This is a genomic window from Bacillus sp. 22-7, from assembly GCF_010628845.1.
GTDB lineage: Bacteria > Bacillota > Bacilli > Bacillales > Cytobacillaceae > Cytobacillus > Cytobacillus firmus_B.
In genome coordinates, this window is record NZ_NJQY01000046.1 from 1 (window position 1) to 16826 (window position 16826).

Consider the following 16826-nt stretch of genomic DNA (forward strand, 5'->3'; position numbering starts at 1 on the left):
CGTTAGACTGCGATAAAATAAAACGAGGGCTAAGCCCTCGTTTTATTTTGCCCTATTTTATTGAAAGTGTACGATAAGCTTCTCCATCGGATTGTACTTTGGGATCTTTTTTATCATTATTCTTCCCGCTGCCCGGTTTGAATGTATTATTTCTGTGATAGAGGGCACTTATTTCTCCGCCAATAACAAGTGCAAGGCCGGTTAAAAAGAACCAAAGCATTAATACAATAACTCCGCCAAGACTGCCATATGTGGCTGAATAATTTCCAAAATTGCTTACGTAAAAGGATAAGCCAAAAGATATGATCTGCCACATAACCGTTGCGGCTATTGCACCCGGCAATACCTGTTTGAAAGGAAAATGTTTATTCGGCGCTACCTTATAAAGAATAGCCAGGACTGTAACCATGATCACAAAAGCAATAGCCCACCTCAATACATTGATCAAAATTTGCATCCCATCAGATATATTTATAAAATTACCAATAAAATTCAAGATAACTTTCCCGAATACAGGAAGAACCATGGCAACAATGAATGCTGCAAGCAGTCCAAGTGTTAAGCCTATGGAAACCAGTCTTGATTTTATAAATGATCTCGATTCCTTTACATCAAACGCATCATTCATAGCCCTTATGAAAGCCTGCATTCCATTAGAAGCCGACCATAATGTACCGATAATACCAAAAGTCAGCAGACCGCCGTTTGGCTTCGTAATGATATCTATCACATTATCCTCGATTACACTAAACGAATCAGACGGCATTACACTCTGCAGATATGTTAATGCTTTTTGAGGATCCAGTGATAGATATGGAACAATGGAGATGAGCAGGATTAATAAAGGAAAAATGGAGAGCATATAATAATAGGCTTGTTCGGCTGCAAGCCCAGTTGCCCGATCTTTCTTAAACTCCTTTCCGAGCTTCTTGCCAAATTGAATAACCTTATGCATGTAACTGCCCCTCCCTTATACAGCTAATTTGCTTGTATGTGTTTATTTCCCCGAAGAGCTTTGAACTAATCGTGTTTTCATAAATTATTCAATCAGGCTGGTAAAAAAGATATCATTAATATAATCCCTACAAAAGAGTACAGAACTAAGCGTATTATTTAACCCGGGAATCCTCATCTAATATAAGAAATGTTATAATTAGATATAGTGATTATCAGACTTGCCGATTAATTAGTTTGAGCTAAAATGGCACAAGCCATCATATTATATTATTAGCTTATACAGATACTCGGGTATCATATAAAAATGGGGGTCATTTATGAACGTATCACTCGAAACTGCTGTTGAAGCAAATGTACATAAAGGTTTGACTAAAGGAAAGCTTGCAAAAAGAATTTTCTTCATCATAGTTGGAGCCATACTTATGGGCGTAGGAATCGAAGAGTTTCTTGTGCCCAATAAAATTCTGGATGGCGGAATAGTAGGCATCTCCATTATCCTCTCTCACCTGTCCGGCTGGAAACTGGGCTGGTTTATTTTCATCCTTAATATTCCATTTTTTTACATAGGATACAAACAGATAGGGAAAACCTTTGCGTTGTCTACGCTGCTCGGGATTGCCGTATTATCCGCAACCACCCTCCTTTTGCATGACGTTCCTGTTTTTACTGAGGACTTGCTGTTAGCAACGGTATTTGGCGGCATTGTTCTTGGTGTTGGGGTCGGCATGGTGATCAGGTATGGAGGCTCCTTAGATGGAACTGAGATTCTGGCCATTCTGGTAAATAAAAAACTTCCGTTCTCTGTCGGGGAAATTATTATGTTTTTTAATATCTTCATTTTTGCTACGGCAGGCTTTGTTTTCGGCTGGAACCGGGCTATGTATTCCATCCTCGCTTATTTCATTGCTTTCAAAACAATTGATGTGGTGATCAGCGGGCTGGATGAATCAAAATCAGCCTGGATCATCAGTGACCAGCATAAGGTAATCGGTGAAGCGATTCTGGCACGTCTGGGAAGAGGAGTTACCTACTTAAATGGGGAAGGTGCTTACACAGGCGATGATAAAAAAGTAATCTTTTGTGTCATCACCAGACTGGAAGAGGCAAAATTAAAAGCCATTGTTGAAGAAATAGATCCCAGTGCTTTTTTAGCAGTTGCTGATATTGCGGAAGTCAGGGGCGGAAGATTTAAAAAGAAAGCCATTCATTAATTAATAATTTATAATCATGAGGCAACTGTTAAATCAAAATAAAAAATAAATATATTAGCAATAAGATAAATATCAAAAAGATAACAGCTGTTATTAAGTATATTAGAGATCGGGATGATGAGTAGGTCTGCTGGTTAATTCTTTTTCTGACCTGAAAATAATTCATGGTAGAGTAAACAAGAATTGTCAGGCCGGTAACTAGAGAAAATAAACTTAATGAAATGGCAATACTGTCTGCAAACTTATTTACTCTCTGCACATTATTAAAATGCAGCGTGGAAGCAAGTACGCCTATTCCAATTACAGCGATCGATGTTCTTACCCATGCCAGGAAGGTTCTTTCATTTGCCAGGTGCTGCTGTATGTATTTCGACTCTTTGGTTTCTTCCATCAAAAACAGCTCTCCCTTATCTGAAGTTTACGATTATTTTTACCGCTTAACCACAGGTTAAACATTAAAGGGAACAGCACCCGCTGCCCCCTCCCCAGAATTATAAAATATCCATCCAGATTTTAATGGATGTAGCCAGTATTAGTACAGCCAAAATAATTTGAAGGATTTTTGTATTTACTTTCTTTCCTGAAGCAGCTCCTAATGGAGAAGCAATTAAGCTGGCAATAATCATAACGGCTGCAGGAACATAGTCTACCTGTCCGGTTGCCAATTTACCAGCTGTAGATCCAATCGATGAAATAAATGTGATTGCCAGTGATGTCGCAATCGTCATCCTTGTAGGAATCTTCAATACAACCAGCATAATAGGAACCAGTAAAAAGGCACCTGCTGCACCGACGATACCAGCCCCGATGCCGACAATCAAAGCAAAGAAGGCTGCAAGCCATTTATTGAACTTTACTTGATCCAAAGGGATATCATCCAAGCCTTTTTTCGGCACAAACATCATGATTGCAGCAATTAAAGCTAAAACACCATATACAAGGTTAATGCCGCCTTCAGTCATAAACCTTGAACCATAGCTTCCGATTAAACTTCCGGCCAGTATGGCTGAACCCATATAAATAATTAGTGTCTTATTCAGATATCCGCCTTTCCTGTAGGCCCATACACCTCCGATTGTTGCAAAGAAGACCTGTACTGCACTGATTCCGGATACTTCATGAGCAGAAAAAGCAGCTAATCCAAATAACGGCGGAATGTATAATAGCATTGGGTATTTAATGATTGAGCCGCCAATTCCAACCATTCCGGAAATATAAGACCCGATAAAACCAATTAAAAATATAACGATCAAAAAAGTAAAATCCATGTGGCCATCCCCTCCTTTTAAGCAATAAAAGGGAGCGCAAACCCCCTTTTATCTTTTCAATAGATCAGCCTTTTTTTATCCAGAACTTTAACACTCCATTGTCATCCTCATGTTTTAAAAGCTCATGTCCTGTTGACTCTGTCCAGGCAGCCAAATCTTTAACTGCTCCTTTGTCTGTTGTATGAACTTCAAGCACTTGCCCTGATTCGATTTCACCTATTGCTTTCTTCGTTTTTACGATTGGCATTGGGCAAGCTAAACCTTTTGCATCCAGTACTTTTGCTGCGTTCATATTTCATTCCTCCAATTTTTAATATTAGTTTTTGATAAACCCTTCAAAAAGATTATCTTACAGCACATCGATTTGGACCGATTTCCATCTCACGCTGTTTTTCTTCGTCCGGGCTGATTTTTCCCATATTTGTTTCGCGGATTTCCTGATAAGCATTAGGCTGAGGAGGAAGATTTTCAGAAACTAACTTTCTGAACTCACCTTCGTCTTCAATGTTTAATCCGTGATTTTTAGCAAATAATGTGCCAAGTTTTTCGGATACGCTGCCATCCTCATTTAATTCTTCAATAATCATGAAGTGTGCAGGCATAACAACTAATTCGCCTGATAGGTCTTTATAGCGCTTATAAAGTGTTTCTCTTAAATCACCAGCCCAATCCCCGGCTTTACCGGCGAGGTCAGGACGTCCGATAGAATCGATGAATAGGATATCACCTGAAAGAAGGTATTGATCGTCCACTACAAAAGATGTTGAACCAATTGTATGGCCTGGTGAGTAAATAGCTTGAATGCTGATTTTAGTAGAACCAATCATGACTTCGTTTCCATCTTCAAGACGGCTGTATTCAAATGTTACTTCTTCAGCATCTTTAGGAGGAAGCCAGTAGGAAGCACCCGTTTTTTCAGCAATTTTGCGTCCGCCAGAAATATGATCTGCATGGAGATGTGTGTCAAAGACATGCTTGATCTCTGCATTCTTTTCAGCAGCAAAATCAGTAAATACGTCTGTCATTCTTGTTGCATCGACGATTGCAGCTTCACCGTTTGAAATCACCATGTAGGAAAGGCAGCCTTTTCCAATGCGGACGAATTGATACATTTCTCCGCCATCCTTTAAATCTCCCACTTTAACAGGCTCAAGGTGTTCACTCCATGATTTCATCCCGCCTGCGAGGTAGGAAGCATCTCGTCCTGCTTCTTCAAGCATTTCTGCGACCATGACAGAAGAACCTTCTTTTGCACACACTACTAAAAGCTCTTTATCAGCCGGAATTTTATCAAGAATAGGTTCCACTCCATCAAGAAGGTCGAAGTATGGAACATTCAAGTATTCAAAGTTTTTGCCTTCAATCTTCCAATCGTTAAAGTCGGTTTCATTACGTACATCAAGTATAAATAATTCTTCATTATGAATAACCTTTTTTGTTACTTCACTAGCAGTTATTGCTTTCATCGTTTAAATACCCCCTGATGTATAAATTAGATTAAAAAATTTTAGTTAAGCTTCGTTTCTGTCGGTCCATTCCATTCGGACATTCCCGGAACTACATTAATTACATTTGAGAAGCCTTTTTCAGCTAATACCTGGGATGCCATATCACTTCGGCTCCCTGTACGGCATACTACAAAAATCTTTTTATCCTGGTTCAGCTCGCTAATTCTCTCTTCCAATTCTCCGAAGGGAATCGAAATGGCATTGGGAATATGGCCGAATGCATATTCAGCAGGTTCCCTGACATCGAGAACAACAATATCATCATTAGAATCCATCTCTTTTAAAAGATCATCGTTAGAGGCAACAGGCTCAAAGGTTGCAGCTTCGCGCTCTTCATTTTCACCTGCTTTTCGTATATAATGCTTAAGCACTTCGCCTTCTTCCATTGTGCCAAGATATTGGTGTCCAGAGCTTTTTGCCCAAGCCTGAATATCTGCTTTTGAACCTTTATCTGTTGCAAGGACCTCAAGTACTTCCCCCGGATTCAGATTAGTGATTGCCTTTTTCGTTCTTACAATCGGCATTGGGCAAGCAAGCCCTTTTGCATCTACTGAAGAGTTTGATTTTAAAGTTTCCATTTAATATTCCTCCTTATAAATTTAGATAAATAAGTTGACATTGCCGTCTTCTGCATCTGCAAGATATGCAGCTACACCGGCATATTCCACACCATCAATGATTTCTTCCTGTTTAAATCCAAGAAGATCGACAGTCATTTGACAGGCTACCAGCTTAACATCCTGTTCTTTTGCCAATTCAACCAAATCTTTAACTGGCATAGTGTTGTGCTTTTTCATAATATCTTTGATCATCTTAGGACCCATTCCAGCCATATTCATCTTCGATAATCCCATTTTTTCCGGACCTCTTGGCATCATTTTGCCAAACATTTTTTCCATAAAAGTTTTTTTGACTTGAATTGGCTCATCTTTTCTAAGAGCATTCAGTCCCCAAAATGTGTGAAAGATGGTTACCTCATGATCGTAAGCAGCTGCACCGTTTGCAATGATATAAGCCGCCATCACCTTGTCATAATCTCCGCTGAATAGAACGATTGTTGTTTTTTTCTTTTCCAATCTTTTATCCTCCCTTTACCCTATTGGGTATTTTTATAATCAAAAAAATTTCTATATTTGTTATAAGCTTTTAAAATGAATCAAAATACCTTACAGGGTATATAATAGAGTAAATTTGACTTTCTGTCAACACCTGTTCTTGGCGTTTACAGATCAATACTCTATTGGTCCTTCCCAGTTCATCATACCGCCAAGCATGTTAATGACACTAAACCCCTGTCCTTCAAGAAATCGTGCAGCTAATCCGCTGCGGTTGCCTGATCGGCAAACCATAACATATTCCTGATTCTTATCCAGCTCATGCATACGAAATTCAATTAGTCCAAGCGGAATATGAATAGCTGAAGCTATCTTTCCTTCTTTTACTTCATCAACTTCCCGCACATCAATGATATTTAACTTTACTCCGGCAGCAAGCTGCTGCTCTACTTCATTTACAGTCATTGTTTTCATTTAATATTCTCCCCTTTATCTCCAGGCGCTTACTCCGCCTTTGATGTTTGTAATGTTCTTATATCCGGCTTTTTTTAGAATTTTACTTGCTTTGCTGCTTCTCATTCCGCTTTGACAGATAACAACTACTTCCTTATCTCTTGATAGCTGTCCCATATTCTGGTGAAGCTGATGAAGAGGCATGTTCTTAAATCCTGGAATATGGAAGCTCTTAAATTCAGCTGTTGTTCTTACATCAATGTATTGCTTTGTTTTGTCCATCATTTCATTCTTCAGCTGAGCAGTTGTCATCTGCTTTACGCCCTTTACAGGAATCAGCTTCTGAAAGAGAAAAATAATGAGCAGGGCGATAATGATTCCATTTGCAATAGTCATTTGCTTACCTCCAAATATGTGATAATGCTTCTTTTTTACCCAATGGGGTATATTATAACTAAATAAAAAAGGAAGTCAACTGACCATCATCTGCTTTTAACAAGTAAGTTGACAGCCTCTTCAATCATGATGGAACTCTCAATTCCCTTTTCAGCGTTTTCAACAATACATTGTTCAAGATTGGAACTGACAATAACTGCAATTGCTTTATCAATTGCTGATCTTGAAGCTGTTAGCTGGGTAATGACAGATTTGCAATCTTTTTCATCCTCCATCATTTTTAAAATCCCTCTAAGCTGGCCCTCCGCCCTTTTGATTCGATTTTTAGTTTTTGCATCGTATAACACACGTTTCACCCCTTATTAGTTTTATTTTGCATAGTGACAATCAGGCATTGAAAAACCAACTATCTTAAACCCTTTTTTCCGCAGCATCCTTACTCCAACATTCTTCTCTAATGAGCTGGAGGCAACTAAATGGATTTGGTTATAAGGTATATCGTTTATATGCCTATTTATATATGGAATGGGCAGATTGATCGCTCCGGGTATTTTACAATGACAGGAATCATTATAATCCCTGACATCCAGCAGGGCTATGCCTTCCTTGGGCAGGCATTGATCTAAATGATAACAAGGTATATTTTTAATAGGATAATACCTTTTAAATAATGGGAAACTAACTAGCAGCAAGGTAAAAAAAATCAGCAGCATATTTCTCTCCTCTGCGTAAATAATTCAATTACAATTCATATTGTATACCCTATTGGGTATATAGTCAATGCTTTTTTTACAAATAGAAAAACACCCGCTTGGGTGTTTTTCATTAGCAGCAGTCGCTGTCATTGCCTAACAGGACCAGTCTTTCATTATCCTGATCATGATCAAGAATCATACTTTCCGTATGCGGCTTGATTTCCGGGTCGATCGCTACCTGTATTTCATTTATAGTTTCGATTATATCCTCTGCTTCCGGCTCATCCAGAGCCAGTCCAATTTGAGGGCCTCCTCAGCCAAAGCCTGCAAAATAAACTCTAATGCCGCCAGTATTTTTCTCTTGAAGAATCTTTTTCAATAGATCCCGAGCTGAATCCGTAATTTTCAAGATCATCATCCTTTCCTCAGTTTATCAATGGCTGTATAGAAAATATTAATATCAGGGAGGCATTTAGTTACCTCTCTATACCCCCGCCTGTACACGTTAATATTACTTCAATACTCCTTGAGAAGGAAAGTATTTAGTTTTATTCTGCCCATTTTAAAAAAACATGTTTGCAGCCCAGCCAAAAAAAGACGAACCACAACATACTTTGGTTCGTCCGTCATTTTTATAAATATTTTCTGTGGATGCTCTTTCCATCGTAAGTGAAAAGCATGTTCTTGCCTTCAACAATGGTTTCCATATGGACGCCTCTGCCCCAAAGCTGGTGTACATATGGGAGTACTTTTTCAAGATATTTAAGATCAAGCTCTACACCTTCAAACCAGTGCTTTAAGTATAGTTCACCATTCTTCATATAATCGCCGTCATTAACCGTCAAATATGGGAATCCTCCATTTACACGCATGCTGACAAGCTGATCGCGCACATGCTCCCACTGTTTATCCACTACTTTATAATCCTTACCCTGTTTTTGGAACAGATACATATCTTCTCTCATAACAAGGTCTTTTGTTAAATAATTTCTTAAAAATGATATATCTGACTCGATTTCACGAACCTCGAACATTTTTTCCCGGCCTGAATTTGGCACAGCACCGCGCCTCTTCATTTCCTCAGTCGGATTGTTATATCGTTCTTCAATATCTTCAAAAATCTTCAGACCCAGATAATATGGATTGATTCCGGTTCTGGACGGCTGCACAACCCCTGCATTCAACTTTGCAAATTCCAGTGCTTCAGCAGATGTCAAATCCATTTCCCTTAAGATGCGCTGATGCCAATACGATGCCCAGCCTTCGTTCATAATTTTAGTTTCCAGCTGCGGCCAGAAATAGAGCATTTCTTCCCGCATCATCGTTAATATATCCCGCTGCCAGTCCGTTAGCTCCCTGCTGTAGCTCTCTATAAACAGCAGTAAATCTTTTTCTGGTTTCGGAGGGAATTTCTTATTTTTCTTCTTTGGTTCATGCTTCTTGTTCCTTTCATCCAAATCCCATAAATCATCATAAGGGCTGGCCGCTGCTGTATCACCGCTGCTTTCATATTCATCATCACTACTCCAGGCTAGCTTCGGCCTCATTAGAGACGGATCAATATGTTCTTCAATTGCCAGCACGGCATCAAGGAAAGTTTCCACTTCCTTTTTCCCAAACTCAATTTCATACCGCCTTATTCTTTCAGCGGTGGCAGCCATGCTCTCTACCATGTCCCTCTTTGTGTTTTGAAAACGGACATTATTTTTAAAGAAATCGCAGTGTGCTAAAACATGCGCCACAATTAATTTGTTTTGGATAAGGGTATTGGAATCAAGCAGAAACGCATAGCAGGGATCCGAGTTGATTACAAGCTCATAAATTTTTGATAAACCTAAATCATAATGCAGCTTCATCTTATGAAACTGTTTTCCAAAGCTCCAATGCGAAAACCTGGTCGGCATGCCATAAGCGCCAAATGTATAAATGATTTCTGCAGGGCAAATTTCATACCTCATAGGGTAATAGTCCAAGCCAAACCCATTTGCAATTTCAGTAATTTCCTGAATGGCATATTCCAATGATTTATTATCTTCCTCCCGCATTGCCACTCCCCCTTTTAGTCCTTACCATAATCTATGAACCAACAAGAGGAATGATGAGTAGTCTCTTCATAAGCTTGTAACAAATTACAGCAAAAAGCGGAGCATTTCGCCCCGCTTTCCATATGGAATTATTCATCCAATTCGACTTTTAATACTTTACCTGTTTCAGCGTCAATATCAACATCTGCTTCGCCTTTGTTTGTCTGCAGTTCAACTTCATATAGGATTTGTCCATCGTCTTCATCTATTTCAATTTCTTTCATCATTCCATTAACTTCTTTTTCAGCTATTTCAATAGCATTTTGCTCGGAGATTATTTCCTCCCCATTTATCTCTTTTTCGGCCTGATCATTGTCATCATTGTCATCCCGCTCTTTATTAATTGAAATGACTTTACCATCTAAAGCGTTAATTTTAATATCGATATCTTCTTCCCCATTATCAATATCAATTTCATAATACTGTTTGCCTTTTGCTCTTTCCAATTCAATGCTCTCTACTCTTCCCTCTGCTTCAGAAAGAGCAATCTTCTTCGCTTCTTCAACAGTAATCAAATCCTGCGCAGCTTCTGTCTTACTCCCAGTACTTCCTCTTTCATTTGTATCTGCGGCACCTGCTGCAATAGCACCACCCAACAATAAGGCTCCTGCCAACGAAATAACTGCAAGTTGTTTGTTCATTTTACTTTTCCTCCTTTTTCTTTTCTACATGTTCAATATAACCGGTGAAAATGAGAGAAAAAGGATAAGAAAATTAAAATTTGATGAGAAAGGAATTAATCATCCCATGTAACCGACATTACTGTTCCTGTAATAGCATGGATTTGGACAGCGGCCTCCCTGCCGTCATCCTTTTCTATCTCAACAAGATAATAAGATCCGCTGTCTGTTTTCTCAAAGCTGATATCATCCACCTCCCCAGGTTCATTTTTTAGAGCAATTTGAATAGCTTCCTCTTCGGTTAGATTTTTAACAGGGACCTTTGTTTCCTCGGCAAAACGAGATAGAACTTCTCCAGTCAGGGCATCAACAGTAATCTTTATCTTCGCTTCATCTTTCTGAACGATTGCCTCAAAGGCTGGTTTTTCTTTATAAGTCATCTTTTTCATGGAGAGTAATTCACCAGATTCTTCTACCCGAATAATTTCCTTTATTTTTTCTTCATCAAGCTGCTTCTGTTCACCGTTAGGAGTCTGTTCCTTTTTTTCAAAAGAAAGAATTTCTCCTCCGTTTTCACTCAGCTTTATTTGATAAAACGCTTCGTCTTTTTTCATTTCAATCAAATAAGTGCTGTTTACTTTTTTCACATTCAGAATTTCTCCCTGATATCGGTCTTTTATTAATTCCCTGGCTTCACCTTCAGTAATTGATTCAGAAGCAGAGACATCAGTGAATTGTATTGCAGCAAATACAAGGAGCGCAGCCAGCAGAAGCCCCGAAGCTGCAATTATAAGTTTTTGCTTCATTCCTTACACCTCCCACTTAGCTTATTTCTCCATTATCTATTAATAAAATGAGAAATAGATGAGAATGGTTATGTCACTATGAATATGACGGATGCTGCAGTTCCTACTCCTTCAGTACTTTCGAGCCTTATTTCAACTCCCAGTGCATCTGCTATTTCTTTGGCAAGGGACAGCCCCAGTCCTGATCCCCCTGTTTTTCTATTTCTAGCCTCATCAACCCGGTAAAAACGATCAAATACTCTTGGCAGATCCTTCATAGGTATACCCATGCCGCGATCTTCAATCCGGATATAGACTTCTTGTTTCTCTGCTCCAGCAGTAACCTTTATGACATCATCACTGTATTTCCTGGCATTATCCAGAAATATAAACAGGAGCTGCTTTAATTTATTTTCATCAGTTTGAATAAATGTATTTTCAGACAAAGCCGAATCCAAATGCACAGTCCTATTAAAAGCATCTTCATATGTCCGAGTGACTTGGGTTAAAAAACTGTTTAGTTCCACCATTTTCAAATCAATCATCCAGTGGTCATCATGCCGTGCAAGCAGAAGAAGCTGTTCTGTCATCTCCTTCATTCTTAGCGCCTCTGAGTGAATGGCTTCTATGGATTCATTAAATAATTCAGGTTCTTTCAGCCCCCTTCTCTTAAGCAGGCTTGAATAACTTTCTATAACAGTTAATGGAGTTTTTAATTCATGGGAAGCATTTGAAATAAAGAGTTTTTGTTTCTCATAATTGGATTCAAGAAGATCTATCATGTGGTTGAAGGTTTCACCCATTTGCTGCAGCTCATCATGAGATTTCCCTTCCAACTTAAGACGCTTGAATTGGCCGCTTTTTCTAATTTCTTTCATGGTGGCTGTCATAGTCGCTACAGGCCTTGTAATAAACTTGCTAAGGATCGCACTGGAAATCAAAACCGGAATCATTGCCACGACTGTGCCAATCCCCAGAACGAAGCGAAGAGTCTTTAATATTTTTTCCGCACTTTCCATGCTTCTGGTCAGCTGAAAACTTCCTATCTCACCATCCGGCAGAATCACAGGTGCAGATGCAAACATATAGACCCTATTATCACGTTCCATTGTTTTTATTAATTCACTGCTGATGTACTCTGCAGGGATTTCACTGAGTCCCTTTTCGTCCGGGGATGTGGAGGTTACTGCCTTTTTATCTGGCTGAACAAGTCTTACCATTCCATTTGAAGGAACAAAGGCCCTAAGCAGTTCAGTTTCCGGAACATTCCCGATGGATCTTTGGGCAATCTTTATCATATTTGCCATTTCATTCGATATAGCGGCCCGCTCATTTTCATATACCAATTTGCTGAATACAGCATAAACAGCGAAATTCATTATAAGCAGAAGTACTGCAAAAAGAACGGTTGTATATAAATAAATTTTCTTCCTAAGATTCATTTCGTCTCCTTTAATACATATCCTACTCCGCGGATGGTGTGAATAAGAGAAGGCATCTCAGGCAAGTCTATTTTTTTGCGCAAATACCTGATGTAGACATCAACAACATTTGTGTCTCCCAAAAAGTCATATCCCCAGACAGCCTCCAAAATCTGTTCCCTGTTTAGGACCTGTTTTTTATTTGTCATTAAATAAACCAGTAAATCAAATTCTCTGGGGGTCAGTTCTATGGACTGATCTCCCCTGCTGACTTCCCTTGTTTTCTCATTGAGCTTTAAATCTGACACTTCAAGACAGTCAATAGCCGGAGTTTTTTCTGCAGCTGCTGTTTTAACCCTTAGTGCCGCCCGAATCCTCGCAAGCAGTTCCTCAATCTGAAAAGGTTTTGTTATGTAATCGTTCGCCCCCAGATCTAAACCAGATACTTTATCTTCCACTGAGCTTTTTGCCGTCAGCAGCAAAATGGGGGTCTGTTTATCCTTGCTGCGAATTCTTCGCAGAATTTCAATTCCGCTAAATCCTGGAAGCATGATATCAAGGATGATTAGGTCCCAGCTTCCAGTCCTGTATAACTCCATTGCCTGAAAACCATCCATTGCCTTTGTTACTCGATAGCCCTCGAATTCAAGCTCAATTTCCAGAATCCTGGCAATTTTAGCTTCATCCTCCGCAACAAGAATTGATTCCCTCAAAAAACTCACTCCCCATATTTGACATTTTTATTCATATTCCAAGATTATCAGAAAGATTTGTTTTTATCATTATTTTGAATAAGGAAATGAAAAAAGCCCCCGAAGGAGCTTACTGAGTTTTTCTCTCTACAGATAGGCTAACCGCTTTGTTATCCTTGAGGTTATGCGTGACCATCACCAATACGGTTACCGGATTCCCATCTTCTTTTACGGTAAAAGTGAAGGTGTCTGTTACATCTGTTTCAGTAACTTTCTTTCTTCCTCCATACTGATAATCCACTACTTCTTCCCCAGGGTAGTCTTCTTTTACAACTGCAATGGCGATTCTCCCATACTTTTCATAATCCGGTTTCTGTACAGCTCCTGCCAATGAACCTCCCCCGGCTAATAAACAAATCAGCATAAAGATGGATAAATACTTTTTCATTTTTCCCTCCAAAGCATATGTCGTTACTTATATTTTTGACCCAGGCTTTGATTTTATGTAACCGAATTTCCTATAAATGAATGTGGCCAATATATACAGGTAAATGATGAAAACCCATGTATATCAACAAGTCCAAGATTTACTTTGAAATAAAATGCCGCATCATCATAAACTATAATCAACTCCTGGAAGAGGAGGAGAGGACAAATGAATAAAGTGGATTACGACCGTGCGTTATATTATACACACCGGTCTGAATGGGATAACCTGCTGATCCTGATGGTCAGGACAGAAGACCAATTTCTTTCGAAGAAAATTGAACATTTTCTTCATGCCTACAATTTCGAAAAAGACTATTCTGTCATTGAGAAACATTTATACTCACTGCTTAGATATATTGACCACGCCAATGAATTATCGGAAAAACAGCTGCCAAACACTGTATTTTATGAACTAACCTGACAAAAGAATTCCACCAATAATAAAACACGGATTTTTTGGTCCGTGTTTTTGTTTTTTATTGTTTTAATTCCTGCTTAATTTGACCATATGCCTTCATATATACCTGAAGTTCCTTCATTAAACCCTCTACCAGTTTGGCTGGTTCCTCAAAAAGGCCATCATTTTCATAATCAAAACAATGCGGGTCCAGAACAAGCTGTTTAGGTATAACATTGGCATATACGCCTCTGCCGGCAATTCTTAAATTATTCAGTGCATTGATGCCGCCTTTTCCGCCGCCTGCCACAACCAGCAGGCCGACTGGCTTATGGGCAAATTGCTCACTCCCCAGGAAATCCAGCGCATTCTTTAATGCTCCGCTCATGGCACTGTGATACTCAGGGGATGCCAGAATAACTCCATCAGAGTCAGCAATCTGCTGGCGCAGTTTTTTAACAGCAGGCAGCCCATATTGTTCTTCTGTTCCATTGTATAAAGGAATTTCTCCAAGACTTAAGTCGATCAGTTCAGCATTATATTTTCTTGCAATATAACGGGAGGCTATTCCCGTGCGTCCCTTCATCCGCGGACTTCCATTAATAATTGTAAGCTTCATTATAAACTCTCCTTTAAGATCCTATATTATTTAGTATATAGAAACATGCGCTTTTACACATCGTCAGGATGGCTGAGTTTTATAAAGCTTGTTTTAGTACTAATTCAGTAAATATTTCCTCAGACTTTTGGATGAGTTTTTATTTTGTCTCGGCAATCCCATGACGCACGGCATAAAGTGCTGCCTGTGTCCTGTCTGCGAGCTCTAACTTGGAAAGCAGGTTGGAAACATGTGTTTTGACTGTCTTTTCTGTGATAAAAAGAGATGAAGCTATTTCTTTATTGCTTTTTCCTTTTGCGATCTCTCTCAGTACCTCGAGCTCTCTCTTTGTCAGCTCTTCAAGCGGCTGTCTTTCCGTATTGTTTTTATTCGTTAAATGTGTAAGCAAATGGGAGGTGGCTTTTGGATGAAGCTGATGCTCCCCTTTCATCAGCTGGGTTATTGCCTGAACAAGAATATCCGGCTCAATATCCTTCAGCTGATATCCTGATGCTCCTGCCTCAATAGCGGGTATTACATGATCCTGGTCTGAAAAACTTGTGAGTATCATGATTTTTACATCAGGATAATTCAGTTTAATCTGCCTTGTGGCTTCAATCCCATTCATTACAGGCATATCCAGGTCCATTAATACAACATCAGGCTGGTGTGTTTGCATCATCTCAACAGCTTCAAGGCCGTTTTTTGCCTCCCCGATAATTTCGATTTCCGGCTGAGTTTTGAGGAAAAATACAAGTCCCCTTCTAACAACATGATGATCATCCGCTATTAAAACCTTGATGGCCATTTATTTCCCTCCCTTTTCCAAAGGAATGACAACTTCAATATTCGTTCCTTTATTTGGCTCTGTTATTAATTTGAATAAACCATTCAGTGCTTCCGTCCTTTTCTTCATGCTTTTGAGGCCGAGAGAAGGGATATCGTTTTCACGGTAGTGAAACCCTCTGCCGCAATCGGAAATCACCATGGTAACTGTTCTTTCATCCACAGTCAGTACTACATCAGCTGTTGAATCACCGGAGTGTTTCTTGCAATTAGCCAGAGCTTCCTGGCCAATTCTCCAAAGTGTTTCTTCAACTTTCCCCGGAAGGCAGATTACACCCTTAACTTTTGAGTTTAGCTTTAGGCCAAGCATTTGACTGTAAGTCTGCATAGCACATATAATTCCATTTTCCAGTCCGCGCGGTTTGAGCTGCCAGATAAGCGCTCTCATCTCGCTTAAGGCTTCCTGTGCGAGATCCTGCATGTAGGAAAAGGTTTCTTTCATTTCCGTGTTATCAGTCATTTCCGCTCCTCCTCTCGCCGTCAAGCTTAAAGAGAACAAAAGCTGGTTGACAGAATCATGCAGGTCCCTTGCCAGCCGGTTTCTTTCCGCAGCAAGTGCCGTCTCATGTTCGAGCTGTGTCAGCTTGATCCGTTTTATAGCCGTTCCGATTTGGAAAGCAACAGATTCCAGCAAAGCCAATTCTTCCGGTGAAAAATGGGTTTTAGCAGGTGAGCCAATATTAAGAACACCAAACTTTTCCTCTCCCGCTCTCAGCGGTACGGAGGCATGATGGGTTAGCCCGTTGGTTTCCTTTCTTTGCTCTGCAATCGCATCTTCTATTCTTTTGCATTCAATTATATTTGAAGCTTTGTTTAATCTGCCGTCATTATAGCGGTCAATACACCAGCAATCTCCCTTGCACATCGGCCTGCAGTTATCCGCGGAAAGGGCAGGGGGCAGTTTCTCTTCTGCTGCCAGGCGGAAGTCCCCCTGGCTGTCGATCAAAAATACCCAGCCCGTTTCCAGACCCGTGATGTGAAGCAATTTTTGCAGCACCTCTTTAAGAAGCGAATCTATTTCTGTTCCCTCATTCAATAGCTCAGCTATTTCTTTTAATATTCCGATTTCTGATTGTCTTTTTTTCCCCAACACCCAAATCCCCCTTGGTCCTTGTCATATATGTACTTATATTATATAACTTATTTTCCCTTACTTCCTTGGCATTTGGGAGGAAGCAGCCTGCGACTAAAGATGTAGACCCAAGAAGCCCATCATTAAAAACACCGAAGAGCAATTCTCTTCGGTGCAGATTTACTATCGCAGTCTAACGGGCAGTAAGACCCCCACTTCAAGACTTAGAGGAATCAAAGGAGGATAGGTAGGGGTCAAACTGCCCGTAAAGGCCCGATT

General features: G+C 39.7%; 22 protein-coding genes. 3 read left to right on the plus strand and 19 right to left on the minus strand.

The window, feature by feature from the left end; translation table 11 throughout:
- Window positions 1–52 precede the first annotated feature (52 nt).
- Window positions 53–955, minus strand: a complete 903-nt coding sequence (locus CE058_RS23745) for a YihY/virulence factor BrkB family protein (RefSeq protein WP_163145247.1) — start codon at window positions 953–955, stop codon at window positions 53–55.
- 319 nt (window positions 956–1274) lie between these two features.
- On the opposite strand from CE058_RS23745, the gene CE058_RS23750 reads away from it, so the two are divergent.
- Window positions 1275–2168, plus strand: coding sequence for a YitT family protein (locus tag CE058_RS23750; RefSeq protein WP_048011901.1), 894 nt, complete (start codon window positions 1275–1277; stop codon window positions 2166–2168).
- A gap of 28 nt (window positions 2169–2196) precedes the next feature.
- Here CE058_RS23750 and CE058_RS23755 read toward each other — a convergent pair whose 3' ends face one another.
- The 9 genes from CE058_RS23755 to CE058_RS23795 form a co-directional block, all read right to left on the minus strand.
- The gene (locus tag CE058_RS23755) at window positions 2197–2559 is read right to left on the minus strand and encodes a YidH family protein (protein WP_048011904.1); all 363 of its coding nucleotides are present in this window, start codon (window positions 2557–2559) and stop codon (window positions 2197–2199) included.
- Window positions 2560–2659: 100 nt separating this feature from the next.
- Window positions 2660–3436, minus strand: a complete 777-nt coding sequence (locus tag CE058_RS23760; RefSeq protein WP_048011900.1) for a sulfite exporter TauE/SafE family protein — start codon at window positions 3434–3436, stop codon at window positions 2660–2662.
- A 64-nt stretch (window positions 3437–3500) separates the two neighbouring features.
- Entirely contained in the window at window positions 3501–3728 is a 228-nt protein-coding gene (locus CE058_RS23765; protein ID WP_035326750.1) for a sulfurtransferase TusA family protein, read from the minus strand.
- Between the two features lie 52 nt (window positions 3729–3780).
- Window positions 3781–4902 carry an MBL fold metallo-hydrolase gene (locus tag CE058_RS23770; RefSeq protein WP_163145248.1) on the minus strand — a complete coding sequence of 374 codons (1122 nt, stop codon included), beginning with the start codon at window positions 4900–4902 and terminating at the stop codon, window positions 3781–3783.
- Window positions 4903–4943: 41 nt separating this feature from the next.
- Entirely contained in the window at window positions 4944–5522 is a 579-nt protein-coding gene (locus CE058_RS23775) for a sulfurtransferase TusA family protein (protein WP_163145249.1), read from the minus strand.
- Window positions 5523–5543: 21 nt separating this feature from the next.
- Window positions 5544–6020, minus strand: a complete 477-nt coding sequence (locus tag CE058_RS23780) for a DsrE/DsrF/DrsH-like family protein (protein WP_163145250.1) — start codon at window positions 6018–6020, stop codon at window positions 5544–5546.
- A 153-nt stretch (window positions 6021–6173) separates the two neighbouring features.
- Window positions 6174–6473, minus strand: coding sequence for a rhodanese-like domain-containing protein (locus tag CE058_RS23785; RefSeq protein ID WP_163145251.1), 300 nt, complete (start codon window positions 6471–6473; stop codon window positions 6174–6176).
- 15 nt (window positions 6474–6488) lie between these two features.
- On the minus strand, window positions 6489–6848 hold the full coding sequence (locus CE058_RS23790) for a rhodanese-like domain-containing protein (RefSeq protein ID WP_163145252.1): 360 nt from the start codon (window positions 6846–6848) through the stop codon (window positions 6489–6491).
- Window positions 6849–6934: 86 nt separating this feature from the next.
- Window positions 6935–7195 (minus strand): metal-sensitive transcriptional regulator, encoded by a 261-nt coding sequence (locus CE058_RS23795; RefSeq protein WP_048011895.1) that lies wholly within the window; start codon window positions 7193–7195, stop codon window positions 6935–6937.
- Window positions 7196–7324: 129 nt separating this feature from the next.
- On the opposite strand from CE058_RS23795, the gene CE058_RS23800 reads away from it, so the two are divergent.
- On the plus strand, window positions 7325–7474 hold the full coding sequence (locus tag CE058_RS23800) for a hypothetical protein (RefSeq protein ID WP_163145253.1): 150 nt from the start codon (window positions 7325–7327) through the stop codon (window positions 7472–7474).
- 701 nt (window positions 7475–8175) lie between these two features.
- Here the strand turns inward: CE058_RS23800 and CE058_RS23805 are convergent.
- The 6 genes from CE058_RS23805 to CE058_RS23830 form a co-directional block, all read right to left on the minus strand.
- Window positions 8176–9588: a SpoVR family protein gene (locus tag CE058_RS23805; protein WP_163145254.1), complete on the minus strand. Its 1413-nt coding sequence runs from the start codon at window positions 9586–9588 to the stop codon at window positions 8176–8178.
- 128 nt (window positions 9589–9716) lie between these two features.
- Window positions 9717–10268, minus strand: a complete 552-nt coding sequence (locus CE058_RS23810) for a PepSY domain-containing protein (RefSeq protein WP_048011892.1) — start codon at window positions 10266–10268, stop codon at window positions 9717–9719.
- Between the two features lie 95 nt (window positions 10269–10363).
- Window positions 10364–11053 carry a PepSY domain-containing protein gene (locus CE058_RS23815; RefSeq protein WP_048011891.1) on the minus strand — a complete coding sequence of 230 codons (690 nt, stop codon included), beginning with the start codon at window positions 11051–11053 and terminating at the stop codon, window positions 10364–10366.
- 68 nt (window positions 11054–11121) lie between these two features.
- Entirely contained in the window at window positions 11122–12474 is a 1353-nt protein-coding gene (locus tag CE058_RS23820; protein ID WP_163145255.1) for a HAMP domain-containing sensor histidine kinase, read from the minus strand.
- Entirely contained in the window at window positions 12471–13166 is a 696-nt protein-coding gene (locus tag CE058_RS23825) for a response regulator transcription factor (protein ID WP_048011889.1), read from the minus strand. Before CE058_RS23825 ends, CE058_RS23820 begins: the two co-directional genes overlap by 4 nt.
- 109 nt (window positions 13167–13275) lie before the next feature.
- Window positions 13276–13593 carry a DUF3889 domain-containing protein gene (locus CE058_RS23830; RefSeq protein WP_048011888.1) on the minus strand — a complete coding sequence of 106 codons (318 nt, stop codon included), beginning with the start codon at window positions 13591–13593 and terminating at the stop codon, window positions 13276–13278.
- Window positions 13594–13800: 207 nt separating this feature from the next.
- On the opposite strand from CE058_RS23830, the gene CE058_RS23835 reads away from it, so the two are divergent.
- Entirely contained in the window at window positions 13801–14055 is a 255-nt protein-coding gene (locus CE058_RS23835; protein WP_035326734.1) for a YhdB family protein, read from the plus strand.
- A gap of 55 nt (window positions 14056–14110) precedes the next feature.
- Here the strand turns inward: CE058_RS23835 and CE058_RS23840 are convergent, their stop codons facing one another.
- The 3 genes from CE058_RS23840 to CE058_RS23850 all read right to left on the minus strand — a co-directional run bounded on the left by CE058_RS23840 (window position 14111) and on the right by CE058_RS23850 (window position 16568).
- Window positions 14111–14650, minus strand: a complete 540-nt coding sequence (locus CE058_RS23840) for an NADPH-dependent FMN reductase (protein ID WP_163145256.1) — start codon at window positions 14648–14650, stop codon at window positions 14111–14113.
- A gap of 139 nt (window positions 14651–14789) precedes the next feature.
- The gene (locus CE058_RS23845; RefSeq protein ID WP_048011886.1) at window positions 14790–15437 is read right to left on the minus strand and encodes a response regulator; all 648 of its coding nucleotides are present in this window, start codon (window positions 15435–15437) and stop codon (window positions 14790–14792) included.
- The gene (locus tag CE058_RS23850) at window positions 15438–16568 is read right to left on the minus strand and encodes a GAF domain-containing sensor histidine kinase (protein WP_048011885.1); all 1131 of its coding nucleotides are present in this window, start codon (window positions 16566–16568) and stop codon (window positions 15438–15440) included.
- Between the last annotated feature and the right edge of the window lie 258 nt (window positions 16569–16826).